Raw genomic sequence first — 13,672 nt, forward strand, 5'->3', positions numbered from 1 at the left:
GGTTTCCCCATGTGAGAGTAGGTCATCGTCAAGATTAAATTCCGAAACCCCAATTGCGAAAGCAGTTGGGGTTTTGTTTTGCCCGCAGGAAAGTTCTTACAGCCCGTAGGGCCTTCTTCCGGCTGTCACAACCTGCCGACAGTGCTAAGGTTCTGCCCTGGCTTTTGTTCTTTCCCAAGGAAGCTTTTATGCCGGACGCCCAGTCCCTCAACGCTGCATTCATGGTGGTTCAGAGCAATAGCCTGGATGAACTGCGCAGCCTGGTGGTCAGCATAATGCGGCGCTATCCACTGGCCCCCCTGGAAAACGAAATTGCTCTGGTTCAGAGCAACGGTATTGCCCAGTGGCTCAAATTGGCCTTGGCCGAAGATCCTGAAGACGATGACCTCGGCGGCTGCGGTATCGCCGCCGCGATTGATGTGCAATTGCCTGGCAGTTTCATGTGGCAGCTCTACCGCATGGTCTTGGGCCGAGATGAAATTCCAGCCAAATCCCTGCTTGATAAAGCTCCGCTGACCTGGCGGCTCATGCGCCTGCTACCTCAGGTCATCGACCGTCCGCATTTCGAACCACTGCAACGCTTTCTCACTCACGACACCGACTTGCGCAAGCGCTATCAGTTATCCGAGCGTCTGGCGGATCTCTTTGACCAGTACCAGGTATATAGAGCCGACTGGCTGGAGGATTGGGCTGAGGGACGGCATCAATTGCGCAACGTCAGAGGCGAAGTAAAACCACTGCCGCCTACCAGTTGCTGGCAAGCCGAGTTGTGGCGTGCGTTGCTGGATGACGTTGGAGAGTTGGGCATGGCTCAAAGTCGTGCCGGTGTTCATCAGCGATTTATCGAACGCATCAATACGATTGAAGAAGCCCCAAAAGGGATTCCTTCGCGAGTGATCGTTTTCGGGATTTCTTCCTTGCCAGCCCAAGTGCTTGAAGCACTGGCCGGGCTCGCACGTTTCAGTCAGGTTCTGCTGTGTGTACACAACCCATGTCGTCATCACTGGGCCGATATCGTCGCTGATAAGGACTTACTGCGTCATCAATACAAGCGCCAGTCCCGCAGGAGCGGTATGCCGGTGATCCTGGATCAGGAAACACTGCACCAACACGCCCACCCGCTTCTCGCAGCATGGGGCAAGCAAGGTCGTGACTACATCAACTTGCTCGACAGCTATGACGATCCGAATAGCTATCGCGCAGCTTTCCGCGACGGACGTATCGATCTGTTCAGTGAGACCCGGCCACAGAATCTGCTTAATCAACTACAGGACGACATCCTGGAACTGCGGCCACTCAATGAGACACGCGAGCACTGGCCTCCTGTTGAGCTGAACGAAGATCAGTCGATCCGTTTTCACATTGCCCACAGCGCCCAACGCGAAGTTGAAATCCTCCATGACCAGCTGTTGGCACGCTTCAGTGCCAACCCGGATTTACGGCCGCGCGATGTAATTGTGATGGTGCCGGACATCGACAGCTATGCCCCGCATATCCGTGCAGTGTTTGGTCAGCTTGATCGACATGACCCACGTTGCATCCCATTTACCCTGGCGGATCAGGGCCAGCGTGGTCGGGATCCATTGCTGATCGCCGTCGAGCATCTACTTAAACTGCCTGACAGCCGCTTTCCGGTGAGCGAAATTCTCGACCTGCTTGACGTTCCAGCATTACGTGCGCGTTTCGGTATGGAGGAGCGCGATTTACCGACGCTGCATCGCTGGATCGAAGGCGCCGGCGTGCGCTGGGGAATGAACGCTGAACAACGTGCCGGTCTAGGCTTGCCGGACGAACTGGAGCAGAACAGCTGGCATTTTGGCTTGCGCCGAATGTTGCTGGGCTATGCCGTTGGCAGCGCCAATGCCTGTGCGGGTATCGAACCCTACGACGAAATCGGCGGATTGGATGCTGCACTGATCGGGCCATTGGTTGCCTTGCTCGATGCACTGGAACTCGCTCATCAGGAACTCACGCAACCGGCTCAACCCAACGTGTGGGGTCATCGCTTACAGGCGCTGATGCAGTTGTTCTTCAAGGCCAGCAACGAGCACGATGACTACCTGCTCACCCAGTTGGAAGAGCTTCGTGAAACCTGGCTGGAGACCTGCGAGGCTGTGGGCCTGAAAGATGAATTGCCGCTGACCGTGGTTCGCGAGGCCTGGCTCGCTGGACTGGATCAGGGCAGACTGTCCCAACGCTTTCTCGCCGGTGCAGTAAATTTTTGTACGTTGATGCCCATGCGTGCCATTCCCTTCAAACTCGTGTGTTTGCTGGGGATGAACGACGGCGATTACCCCCGCGCGCAACCGCCGCTCGATTTCGATCTTATGGGCAGCGATTACCGTCCGGGAGATCGTTCCCGGCGAGAGGATGATCGCTATCTTTTGCTCGAGGCGCTGCTGTCTGCCCGTCATCAGCTCTACATCAGTTGGGTCGGCCGCAGCATTCGTGACAACAGTGAGCGGCCGGCTTCGGTGCTGATCGGCCAGTTGCGCGATCACCTTGCCAGCGGTTGGCGATTAGTCGACGAACGTCAGGATTTATTGCACGCCATGACCGAGGAGCATCCGCTGCAACCGTTCAGTGCGCGCTATTTTCATGAGGGCGATCAACTGTTCAGCTATGCCAGCGAATGGCAGGTATTGCATCAACATCAGGCGCCCCAAAACGAGGTGGAGTTGCTCGCTCCGTTTGTTCAAGAAGAGCCGCTGAGCCTTACCCTGCTGCAGGACTTCTTGCGTAACCCCGTCCGACACTTTTTCGCCCAGCGCCTCAAGGTGTATTTCGAAGCCGCCGAAGCGCCGCTCGCCGACGAAGAGCCTTTTGTCCTGGACGCTTTGCAGCGATATACACTCAGCGACAGCTTGCTCGAAGCTGCGCTCAGACAGCCGGATAATGTCGAGCAGGCGCTCGCGGTTCAAGCCCTGCGTTTGCAAAACAGCGGACTTCTACCCATGGCCGGTTTTGGTGAATGTCTGCAACGTGAGTTGATCGAGCCGTTGCCCGATCTGTTGCAGCGCTATCAACAGTTACTGACGTTATGGCCGACACCGTTGACCAGTGCCATCCCGATCTCTATGGAGCTGCAGGGCTTACGCCTTGAAGGTTGGCTTTCGGGCTTGCATCAACGTGCCGACGGTGGCGTGTTGTCAGTCACGACCATCCCCAACAGCATCGGCTCGATCAAGAACCGCAAATGGCATCGACTGACCAAGCCTTGGGTTAATCACTTGGTCGCCTGCGCCAGCGGACTTCCGATGGCCACGGCGTTGGTGGCCAGCGATGACACCTTGCTGCTCGAACCGATGGAGCCAGACAGAGCTGTTCGTTTCCTTGGGGATCTTCTTCTCGCCTGGCAGGCTGGAATGCGGCAACCACTGCCGATCGCGGTAAAGACCGCATTCGCCTGGTTATCACAGACTGATCCGCTCAAGGCTGAAGCCGCGGCGCGTAAAGCCTATGAGGGTGATGGCCAAACCAGTGAGGGCGAGCGCCGCGAAAGCCCGGCGCTGTCACGGCAATATGCCGACTTTGAGGCCTTACTCGCAGACGAGACGTTCTCCGGTTGGTGCGATACCTTGTATCGTCCTTTGCTTGAAGCGCCCTGGCGTTCGTTGTCCAGCGAAGGAGCTCGGTCATGAGCAAGAAAATACCGCTGGCTCTGGCATTCCCATTACGTGGTAGCCAGTTGATCGAAGCCAGTGCCGGCACCGGTAAAACCTTCACTATTTCTGCGCTGTATCTGCGTCTGATTCTGGGCCATGGCGGCGAATCGAATGGTTTTGCCCGAGAACTGTTGCCACCGCAGATTCTTGTGGTGACGTTCACCGATGCTGCCACGAAAGAGTTGCGCGAGCGAATTCGCACTCGCCTTGCCGAGGCCGCGCGCTTCTTCAGAGACGAGATACCCGCTCCTGACGGATTGATCGCGCAGCTGCGCGAACAATTCGAATCTCAGCAATGGCCCGGTTGCGCCAACCGTCTCGATATCGCCGCGCAATGGATGGACGAAGCGGCGGTTTCCACCATTCACAGTTGGTGTCAGCGCATGTTGCGCGAGCACGCTTTCGACAGCGGCAGCCTGTTCACTCAGTCGCTGGAGACTGATCACAGCGATTTGCTCGGGGAAGTGCTGCGCGATTACTGGCGACTGTTCTGTTATCCGATGCAGGGCGATGCCTTGAATTGGGTTCGCAGCAATTGGGGCGGGCCTGCTGCGTTGTTGCCTCGGGTGCGTGGCCTGTTCGCCAGTGAACGCGACAGCGACGAAGGCAAGCCCCCGGCGGAGCTGATCGACGAGTGTCTGCAAGAGCGCCGTGCAGCGCTGATCGAACTGAAAATGCCTTGGCGTCAGTGGGCCGACGAGTTACTCGCCATCTGTCATCAGGGCGTCGCGAGCAAAACCGTCGACGGTCGCAAGATGCAGGCGCGCTACTTTGAACCGTGGTTCGAGAAGCTCAAAGCCTGGGCCGAGGACGAGTGCCTCGAGCAGCTCGACATCGGCACCGGATTCACTCGACTGACGCCCGACGGTATGGCTGAGGCCTGGAAAGGCCAGGTCCCACGTCATCCCGGGCTGGATGCCATGTCGAGCCTCAAATCGAGTCTCGATGCTTTGCCGACCCCCGACGCCGCCGTTCTGCAACATGCCGCCAAATGGGTAGGTGCGCGTTTTGAGGAAGAGAAGCGTCGCCGCGCCGAAATGGGCTTTGACGACATGCTATTGCGCCTGGATGCAGCCCTGCAATCTGACGGGGGCGAGCGCCTCGCGACGTTGATCCGCGAACAGTTCCCGGTCGCGTTGATCGACGAATTCCAGGACACCGATCCGGTGCAGTACCGAATCTTCGAGAGCATTTACCGCATCGAAGAAAACAATCCGGATACCGGTCTGTTTCTGATCGGCGACCCGAAGCAGGCGATCTACGCGTTCCGCGGTGCGGACATCTACACCTATCTGCGCGCCCGGCAAGCCACGACAGGCCGACTGCATACATTGGGCACCAACTTCCGTTCAAGCCATGGCATGGTGGACGCGGTCAACCACATATTCGAACGCGCCGAATCCCGAGAGCAGGGACGCGGCGCGTTTTTGTTCCGGGAGAAAAACGGTGAGAACCCGGTGCCGTTTCAACCTGTCGACGCGCAGGGCCGTAAAGAAACACTGCAGATTGCCGGGCAAGACGTTGCGGCGCTGAATGTCTGGCTATTGTCTTCCGATCAGCCCCTTTCTGGCGTGGTCTATCGTCAGCAGTTGGCATCGGCATGTGCCAGTGAAATCACCGCGTTGCTCAATGGGGGTCAAGCAGGTGTTGCTGGATTCGTACAAGAGGGTAAAGACTTCAGAGGTCTGCGCCCTTCTGACATCGCGATCCTGGTGCGTGACGGTAAAGAGGCCCAGGCTGTGCGCGGCGAACTCGCTGCCCGTGGCGTGCGCAGCGTGTATTTGTCGGACAAGGATTCGGTATTCGCCGCGCAAGAAGCTCACGACCTGCTGTCCTGGCTTAAGGCTTGCGCCGAACCGGATGTCGAGCGCTCGCTCAAGGCTGCGCTGGCCTGCATCACCCTGAACCTGCCATTGGCGGAGCTGGAGCGTCTGAATCAGGACGAACTGGTGTGGGAAGCTCGCGTCATGCAGTTCCGTGGCTACCGTGAGCTGTGGCGCAAACAAGGCGTCCTGCCGATGTTGCGACGCCTGCTGCACGATTTTCATTTGCCGCAAACCCTGATGACCCGCAGTGACGGTGAGCGCGTGCTGACCAACCTTTTGCACCTGTCCGAGCTGATGCAGCAAGCCGCTGCGGAGCTGGATGGTGAGCAAGCGTTGATCCGCCACTTGGCCGAGCTTCTGGCGTTGTCCGGTCAGGCCGGTGAAGAGCAGATTCTGCGTTTGGAAAGTGATGAGCAACTGGTCAAAGTCGTGACCATTCACAAGTCCAAAGGCCTTGAGTATCCCTTGGTATTTCTGCCCTTCATCTGTTCGGCCAAACCAGTGGATGGCAGCCGGTTGCCGCTGCATTACCACGATGCATCGGGCAAGGCTCAAGTGAGTCTGAGGCCGACGGCCGAATTGATTGCGCAAGCGGACGACGAACGTCTGGCCGAGGATCTGCGCTTGCTCTACGTGGCCCTGACCCGTGCGCAGCATGCTTGTTGGCTGGGAGTGACGGATCTCAAACGCGGCAATAACAACAGCTCGGTGCTGCACCTTTCGGCGCTGGGTTACTTGCTGGGTGGCGGAGCATCTCTGGGGGAGTCCAGTGCGCTGAATCGCTGGCTGCAAGACCTGCAACGCGACTGCCCGGCAATCAGCACGGGTGAAATGCCCCAGGCCACCGACGAGCATTACCTGCCTCCACGCAATGACGCTGTGCTCTGTGCCACGCTATCGCCCAAGCGCAAGGCCAGTGAAAACTGGTGGATTGCGTCCTACAGTGCATTGCGCATCAGCGATATTTTGAGTGTGGGCAGTGATGAAGCGCCTGACAGTCCTCAAGCACAAAAGTTGTTCGATGATGAACGCCTTGATCCCGATGCTCCGCGAGACATCATTGCCGGCGGTGCGGATATTCATCGTTTCCCTCGTGGTCCCAACCCGGGAACGTTCCTTCACGGTCTGCTGGAGTGGGCAGGTGAAGACAGTTTTGCCGTTTCTCGCGAGGCGCTGGAGGATGCGATTGCCCGTCGCTGCAACCTTCGTGGATGGGAAGGCTGGATCACCACCCTGAGTGACTGGCTGCAACATCTGCTCAAATCCCCGTTGCCAATCGCTGACGGGCAGCCCCCCGTCATTCTTGAGCAATTGAAGCAGTACCGCGTCGAGATGGAGTTCTGGTTCGCCAGCCATAAAGTCGACGTAGTCAAACTCGACGAACTGGTGCGTCAGTACACCCACAATGGCGTGGCACGGGTGGCGGCAGAGCCGGTGCAGCTCAATGGCATGTTCAAAGGATTCATCGACCTGACCTTTGAACACGATGGTCGTTATTACGTGGCCGACTACAAATCCAACTGGCTGGGCGTTGATGAACTGGCCTACACCGCGCAGGCCATGGAGCAGTCGATCCTCGACAACCGCTACGACCTGCAATACGTGTTGTACCTGTTGGCGTTACATCGTCAGCTCAAGGCTCGCTTGCCAGATTACGATTACGATCGGCATCTCGGCGGTGCGCTGTATCTGTTTCTGCGCGGGACTCGCGCAGACAGTCGCGGTGTATATTTTGCCCGTCCGCCCCGTGAATTGATTGAGCGCCTCGACCGGATGTTCCAAGGCAAACCCGAACCCAAGGCCGAGCCCGCATGGGAACAGGGAGTCCTGCTATGAGTCGCACCTTCGACGATCTGCTGCCGACCCCGTTGACAGCCGACAGCCTGTCCTCGCTCTCGCCTCTGACCCGTGCTGAAGACTTGCTGTTGCTGCTCAATCGTTGGGTTGAGCGAGGTTGGTTGCGTGCGCTCGACAAGGCGTTCGTGGCATTTCTTCACGAGCTTGAGCCGGATACCGATCCACTGGTATTGCTCGCTGCGGCACTGACCAGCCATCAGCTCGGGCATGGCCATGTGTGTCTGGATTTGTTTGAAACCCTTAAAGCCCCGGATTTTGCCCTGTCGCTCCCGCCCGAAGGCGATGTGCAAGGGGGTGTGCTGTTATTGCCCTCGCAACTGCTTGAAACGCTCGATGGCGCCCATTGGTGCAAGGTTCTGGCGAGCAGTCCCTTGGTCGCCCTGGCGGCGGATAGCCGTGATGCGGCGCAACAGCGGCCGTTGGTCTTGTCATCAAAGCGGTTGTACCTGCGACGCTATTGGGCTTACGAGCGCCGTATCGATTCGGCGCTACGCCAACGTCTCGCCCAAGTTGAGGCGACGCCGGGTGATCTGCCGCAGCGACTGGATGAACTGTTCGGCTCAGCCAAGCCTGGCGAGGTGGTCGACTGGCAGAAACTCGCCTGTGCTCTTGCCACGCGGGGTGCCTTCAGCATTATCACGGGCGGCCCCGGTACGGGCAAAACCACCACCGTGGTGCGTTTGCTCGCGCTGCTTCAGGCGCCGGCGGTCGAGGCAGGCCTGCCACTGCGCATTCGTCTGGCAGCACCGACTGGCAAAGCGGCTGCGCGGTTGACCGAGTCGATCAGTCAGCAAGTGCAAACGCTGACAGTCGCCGAAAACGTGCGGGCCAAGATCCCCTGCGACGTCACCACGGTGCATCGCTTGCTCGGCAGCCGTCCCGGCACCCGGCACTTCCGGCACCATGCCGGTAACCGCTTGCCATTGGATGTGCTGGTGGTCGACGAAGCGTCGATGATTGATCTGGAAATGATGGCCAATCTGCTCGACGCGTTACCGCCGCATGCGCGTTTGGTGTTACTGGGCGACAAGGATCAACTGGCCTCCGTGGAGGCCGGTGCGGTGCTGGGGGATCTGTGCCGTGATGCCGAAGACGGTTGGTACAGCCCGCAGACCCGGCAGTGGCTGGAGTCGGTCAGCGGCGAATCCCTGGCGGCCGGCGGTTTGCATGAAGACCTCGACGGTTCCCATCCATTGGCTCAGCAAGTGGTCATGTTGCGTCACTCGCGGCGCTTCGGCGAGGGCAGCGGCATCGGCCAGCTCGCGCGACGGGTCAATCAGCAGTTACCGGAGGAGGCGCGGCAGTTGCTGGCGACGGGGCACTATGACGATGTGTTTTCGTTGCTGCTCAAGGGCGAGCACGATCACAAACTGGAGCGCCTGCTGCTCGAAGGCCATGGCGATGGCCCGCAAGGTTATCGGCATTATCTGAGTGTGCTGCGCAATCAGCGTCCACCACTGGGCAGGCCGCTCGAGCATCCGGACTGGATCAGTTGGGCCCGTGAAGTCTTACAAGCGTTCGACACCTTTCAGTTGTTGTGCGCGGTGCGCAAAGGGCCATGGGGTGTTGAAGGCCTCAACCAACGCATCACCGCCGCGCTGCTCAAGGCACGTCTGATCGAGAACGACCAGCAATGGTACGAAGGCCGCCCGGTACTGATGACCCGTAACGACTACGGTCTTGGTTTGATGAACGGTGACATTGGCATCGCCCTCAAACTGCCGGAACGCGAAGGGCCTGACGCTGGAAAACCGGTATTGCGCGTAGCCTTCCCGCGTAATGACGGTCAGGGCGGGGTACGTTTCGTGTTGCCGAGTCGGCTCAATGACGTCGAAACCGTTTACGCCATGACCGTGCACAAATCCCAGGGCTCGGAGTTCGCCCACACGGCGCTGATTCTGCCGGATGCCTTGAATCCCGTGTTGACCAAGGAATTGATCTACACCGGTATTACCCGGGCCAAGCACTGGTTCACACTGATCGAACCGCGCACCGGGGTATTTGAAGAGGCGGTACAGCGCAAGGTCAAGCGTCTGAGCGGACTCATGCTGGAGCTGGAAGAGGGGGCCGAACCTCGTTGATGACAAACGTTAGGATTTTCGCTAATTGCTGACCAACCAGTCAGAGGCTGCTGTTTCGCTGGTGATTCAGCGCTGTGCTATCGTTGCGGCATCATTTCGCTGCGATTGAAGAGAATCCCTGCATGAAGGTGGCTGTCTGGGCGACAGAGCGCGCGGTTCGCTGCAAGCACGTAGTGCTTGTCGGTCTGCTCTGGTTGTTGGCGGGTGTGGCTGTCGCGCAACCGCAAACGCCGACGGGCATGGCTGAGCAGCGTGCCCGTTCTGTCACCAAGGTCGTTCTTGGCATCCTCAGCTACGCACGCTGGCCAGTGGAACCTGCGCAGTTGCGCCTGTGCGTCGTCGGCCCCACCGAATACACCGATGACCTGGTCAAAGGCACCACTCAAGCCACAGGCAGGCCGGTCATTGTGCGTCGCCTGCTGGCCGACAACCCGGCCATCGTCAGCGAATGCGATGCGGTGTACATCGGCAAACTGACCGCAGATGAACGCAGTCGCCTGTTCACTTCACTGATTGGCCATCCGGTGTTGAGCATCAGCGAAGGCGACGATCAGTGCACGGTCGGCAGCCTGTTCTGCCTGCGGGTGGGCGACGATCAGGTGGCCTTCGAAGTCAATCTCGACTCCGTTGCGCGTAGCGGCGTGCGCATTCATCCAAGCGTGTTGCAACTGTCCCGTCGCAAACCGGCGGCGCCATGAAACGGTTCAGTTCCAAAGTTCGTCCCACTCTGGGCTCGGTCATCGGTCGCGGGCATTTGATTGTGGCGCTGGTGGCTGTGGCAATGGCCAGTGTTTCGCTGACCCTGCTGGGCGTTCTGGCGCTGCGGGTCTATGCGGATCACAACTTGCACCTGATTGCGCGCTCGATCAGTTACACCGTCGAAGCGGCGGTGGTGTTTAACGACAAGGCTGCGGCCACCGAAGCGTTGGCATTGATTGCCTCCACCGAGGAGGTCGCCGATGCCCAGGTGCTCGATGCTCAAGGCCAACTGATAGCGCGCTGGCAGCGACCGGAGAACGGCTTGATCTCCGAACTGGAAATGCAGACCGCCCGCGCCATCCTGGAGAAACCGATCAGCCTGCCGATCCTCCATCAGGATCGTGAAATTGGACGCATCCTGCTCACGGGGCATGGCGGCAGTCTGATGCGCTTTCTGCTGAGCGGTCTGGCGGGGATCCTTCTCTGTACCGCGATCAGTGCCTGGGTGGCGCTCTATCTGGCGCGTCGGCAGTTGCGTGGCATTATCGGCCCGCTGCACAGCCTCGCTACGGTGGCCCACGCCGCCCGCAGTGAGCGAGCACTGGACCGTCGCGTGCCGCCGGCGCAGATCGCCGAGCTCGACAACCTCGGCAACGACTTCAATGCCTTGCTCGACGAGCTCGAATCCTGGCAAAGCCATCTGCAAAGCGAAAACGAAACCCTTGCCCACCAAGCCAGCCACGACAGCCTGACCGGGTTGCCTAACCGGGCATTTTTCGAGGGCCGCTTGATCCGTGCCCTGCGCACCGCCAGCAAGCTCAACGAGCGGGTGGCGGTGTTGTTTCTTGACAGTGATCGCTTCAAAGGGATCAACGACAATTTCGGCCATGCCGCCGGCGACGCGGTGTTGGTGGCCATCGCCAATCGTGTCCGTGCGCAATTGCGTGAGGAGGATCTGGTGGCGCGACTGGGCGGTGATGAGTTCGCCGTGTTGCTCACGCCGCTGCACAAAGTCGAAGATGCCGAGCGCATTGGCGACAAGATTCTCACCAGCATGGACATGCCCATCGCGCTGCCCGGCGACAGCAGTGTCGTGACTTCGCTCAGCATCGGCATCGCGGTTTATCCCGATCATGGCGTCACGCCGGGTGCTTTGCTCGATGCTGCCGACGCGGCAATGTATCAAGCCAAGCGCTTGTCTCGCGGCGCTCAATTCACCGCTGGGTCGGAGCACCCGGTCGATTCCGTTCAAACCAGGAGCTGACTCTCGTGTTCACACTTTCAATTCGCATTATTTCTGCCCTGCTGTTGTTGGCCTCACTGGCCCTGACCGGTTGCCAGACTGCCCCGCAAAAGGGGCTGACCCCGGCACAAGTCGCAGTGCTTAAACAACAAGGCTTCGAGCTGACCGACGAAGGCTGGGAGTTTGGTCTGTCCGGTAAGGTGTTGTTTGGCAGCGATGTTGAAAGCCTGAACACACAAAGCACCGAGATCGTCGAGCACATCGGCAAAGCATTGATGGGTGTCGGCATCGAGCGCGTGCGGGTCGATGGTCACACCGATGCTTCAGGCCAGGAAAATTACAATCAGCAACTCTCGCTACGCCGCGCCAAGAGTGTTGCCAAAGTGCTCGCCACAGTCGGCATGAAGCAAGAGAACATTCAATTGCAAGGCCTGGGCAGCAGCGAGCCAGTGGCGTCCAACGACACCGCGGCGGGCCGTACGGAAAACCGTCGGGTGTCGATTGTGGTCAGCGCTGATTAATCGGCAAACCGCATCTCCCGAGTCTGCCCCATCAACAGACCCTGATTACGCTCGGTCACCTCACGGATGTAATCCCACAACAGGGTGATCCGCTTCAACTTGCGCAGGTCCTCACGGCAGTACATCCAGAACTTCAAGGAACTCAGGTTAACCCAATGATTATGGGGGGGATCCGCCATGAGCATCCTTGAAGTTCGACCTGCTGTTACAAACACCGTTACAACCCTCGCTGTTCCTTCGAAGCCAACCATTAGGCTTGCTAAGCCCTATCACTACAGACGCAACGGTATTTACTACATGCGTCTCAGGGCTACGGGTAGCATCACTGAGGCTGCTGCGGTTTCTCTTCAGACCAGTAACAGGCGGGACGCATTGGACGCCTCAGAGCAGCTCGCTGGATTCGTCAGGGCCTTTCATCTGGAGAACCCCGAGGCGCCGTGGAGCAAGCTGAAAGAACATTTTCGTGCTGTCTCGGTGGAACTGTTTGAGTCAGGACGTGATGGTAACGTCACGCAGGTGTGGGGCGATTTGCACGATAGTAATGCTGGACCTGTTGGCGGTTCGACCAGGTCCGTGAAGTCCGTAGAGAACGTTCCCGTGTCCCTTTCTGTACTGTCGCCAGCGATGACGTTTGAGATTCTCTCGGCGCTCTACTTGGCTGACCGTGGGCAAGACCAAAAAACCTCAACCCTGAAGGAAACCAAGATTTGCCATGGAACAATCGCGTCGGCTCTTGGAGAACTGGACATGCAGACTCACTCACGGGCGGATCTCGTAGCACTGCGTGAGCACCGTGTTAAGCCGCTCGGATGGGGCGCCGGATATCCAGCAAACTTATTTTTTCAGGCTGCTACACAAGCGACCCCACCCTATAGCTATTTCCAAAAATCGGCGGGGCCAGGAACTGGCTGGATCGAGTGATGTAGAATCTTTATCGCTCGCTCACACCTTCAGTTTAACCGCCGTGCAGGATGACAGTCCTTTGGTGTGGGCGGGTCTTGATTACAGCACTACATCTTTGTCTTTCAACGCTATTTCTATCACCTGCTCTGGGGATAGTTGCTGTGGATAATCTGCTTCATCGAAGTATTCGTCTGGCCAGAAGATCAGATCGGATATGCGTTCATTGGGTATGTTGATTGCCAACATGCTCAACCAGAACTCGACTTCATGGTCAGCGCCAACACCCTCCATGACCCTTCGAGCCAACTCAACCAACTCTTGCTTGGTCACGTCTGCCACGCGCCGCTCATACGGTGTTGCTAAGACCTTGCGAACCCATGTGTCGTGAGATTGCCCACCATAGATTCCCTGAAAGTCGATGAACTCAAGTGCGGTCATTGCTTCCCGATTGAATGCTGCCACCTGACTCTGGGTGTGTTCTTCGTGCCCGCAATCAATTTCTTCGGAAAGTTTCGTCAGTCGAGCAACCAAAGACTCGTCCAGCAACGGAGGCATTAAATCAGGGCGAAGCTTCATATTTTCTTTCACACTCCATTGATTATTCTTTGAATCCCGGCAAGCCTTGAGCGGCGCAGGTCAGCTCAAATTACAGGTGAGCTGGAAGATACAACCCGGGTCGAAAATTCGCCTGCCTGCTAAAGCCTCAGTGGCTGCGAGCTGTGCGACGCTAAGGTTATAACCCTCATCTCCGCGTTGAGGTGAAGACCAGTTCATGATTTTAGCTAAGAAAACTCTGAAAAAGACTTTCTGATTTTGGCAAAATCCCCAGATTCCACCCGCCGAGTTTTCCGATGAAGCAGATGACCTTCGCCGACGC

9 protein-coding genes and 1 pseudogene are annotated in these 13,672 nt (G+C 58.1%); 7 read left to right on the forward strand and 3 right to left on the reverse strand.

The window, feature by feature from the left end:
- Positions 1–188: 188 nt before the first annotated feature.
- The 6 genes from recC to ACIOWA_RS25900 all read left to right on the forward strand — a co-directional run bounded on the left by recC (position 189) and on the right by ACIOWA_RS25900 (position 11,892).
- Positions 189–3,641, forward strand: coding sequence for an exodeoxyribonuclease V subunit gamma (gene recC, locus ACIOWA_RS25875; RefSeq protein WP_401162605.1), 3,453 nt, complete (start codon positions 189–191; stop codon positions 3,639–3,641).
- The gene (recB, locus tag ACIOWA_RS25880; RefSeq protein WP_401162607.1) at positions 3,638–7,327 is read left to right on the forward strand and encodes an exodeoxyribonuclease V subunit beta; all 3,690 of its coding nucleotides are present in this window, start codon (positions 3,638–3,640) and stop codon (positions 7,325–7,327) included. The genes recC and recB overlap by 4 nt, the downstream gene beginning before the upstream one ends.
- On the forward strand, positions 7,324–9,429 hold the full coding sequence (recD, locus tag ACIOWA_RS25885) for an exodeoxyribonuclease V subunit alpha (RefSeq protein ID WP_401162609.1): 2,106 nt from the start codon (positions 7,324–7,326) through the stop codon (positions 9,427–9,429). The genes recB and recD overlap by 4 nt, the downstream gene beginning before the upstream one ends.
- 122 nt (positions 9,430–9,551) lie before the next feature.
- Positions 9,552–10,127, forward strand: a complete 576-nt coding sequence (locus tag ACIOWA_RS25890; RefSeq protein WP_401162611.1) for a YfiR family protein — start codon at positions 9,552–9,554, stop codon at positions 10,125–10,127.
- Positions 10,124–11,392 carry a diguanylate cyclase domain-containing protein gene (locus tag ACIOWA_RS25895; RefSeq protein ID WP_339465446.1) on the forward strand — a complete coding sequence of 423 codons (1,269 nt, stop codon included), beginning with the start codon at positions 10,124–10,126 and terminating at the stop codon, positions 11,390–11,392. Before ACIOWA_RS25890 ends, ACIOWA_RS25895 begins: the two co-directional genes overlap by 4 nt.
- Before the next feature lie 5 nt (positions 11,393–11,397).
- A complete protein-coding gene (locus ACIOWA_RS25900; protein WP_339434130.1) occupies positions 11,398–11,892 on the forward strand; it encodes an OmpA family protein in 495 nt (164 codons plus the stop codon).
- Here the strand turns inward: ACIOWA_RS25900 and ACIOWA_RS25905 are convergent.
- A pseudogene (locus ACIOWA_RS25905) lies at positions 11,889–12,026 on the reverse strand (LysR family transcriptional regulator); the annotation flags it as partial. The gene ACIOWA_RS25900 and the pseudogene ACIOWA_RS25905 overlap by 4 nt on opposite strands.
- 43 nt (positions 12,027–12,069) lie before the next feature.
- On the opposite strand from ACIOWA_RS25905, the gene ACIOWA_RS25910 reads away from it, so the two are divergent.
- Entirely contained in the window at positions 12,070–12,813 is a 744-nt protein-coding gene (locus tag ACIOWA_RS25910) for a hypothetical protein (RefSeq protein WP_401162613.1), read from the forward strand.
- Between the two features lie 81 nt (positions 12,814–12,894).
- On the opposite strand, the gene ACIOWA_RS25915 is transcribed toward ACIOWA_RS25910, so the two are convergent.
- On the reverse strand, positions 12,895–13,371 hold the full coding sequence (locus ACIOWA_RS25915) for a hypothetical protein (protein ID WP_401162615.1): 477 nt from the start codon (positions 13,369–13,371) through the stop codon (positions 12,895–12,897).
- A gap of 60 nt (positions 13,372–13,431) precedes the next feature.
- The gene (locus ACIOWA_RS25920) at positions 13,432–13,626 is read right to left on the reverse strand and encodes a hypothetical protein (protein WP_401162617.1); all 195 of its coding nucleotides are present in this window, start codon (positions 13,624–13,626) and stop codon (positions 13,432–13,434) included.
- Positions 13,627–13,672: the final 46 nt, after the last annotated feature.

It is taken from the genome of Pseudomonas sp. NPDC087614 (assembly GCF_044743485.1).
Taxonomy (GTDB): Bacteria; Pseudomonadota; Gammaproteobacteria; order Pseudomonadales; family Pseudomonadaceae; genus Aquipseudomonas; species Aquipseudomonas baetica_A.

Excerpts from the sequence above, each read along its gene's own strand:
- ACIOWA_RS25910 (WP_401162613.1), top strand. The coding sequence starts at position 12,070 with ATGAGCATCCTTGAAGTTCGACCTGCTGTTACAAACACCGTTACAACC.
- ACIOWA_RS25895 (WP_339465446.1), top strand. The coding sequence starts at position 10,124 with ATGAAACGGTTCAGTTCCAAAGTTCGTCCCACTCTGGGCTCGGTCATC.
- ACIOWA_RS25915 (WP_401162615.1), bottom strand. The coding sequence starts at position 13,371 with ATGAAGCTTCGCCCTGATTTAATGCCTCCGTTGCTGGACGAGTCTTTG.
- ACIOWA_RS25890 (WP_401162611.1), top strand. The coding sequence starts at position 9,552 with ATGAAGGTGGCTGTCTGGGCGACAGAGCGCGCGGTTCGCTGCAAGCAC.
- recD (WP_401162609.1), top strand. The coding sequence starts at position 7,324 with ATGAGTCGCACCTTCGACGATCTGCTGCCGACCCCGTTGACAGCCGAC.
- recB (WP_401162607.1), top strand. The coding sequence starts at position 3,638 with ATGAGCAAGAAAATACCGCTGGCTCTGGCATTCCCATTACGTGGTAGC.
- recC (WP_401162605.1), top strand. The coding sequence starts at position 189 with ATGCCGGACGCCCAGTCCCTCAACGCTGCATTCATGGTGGTTCAGAGC.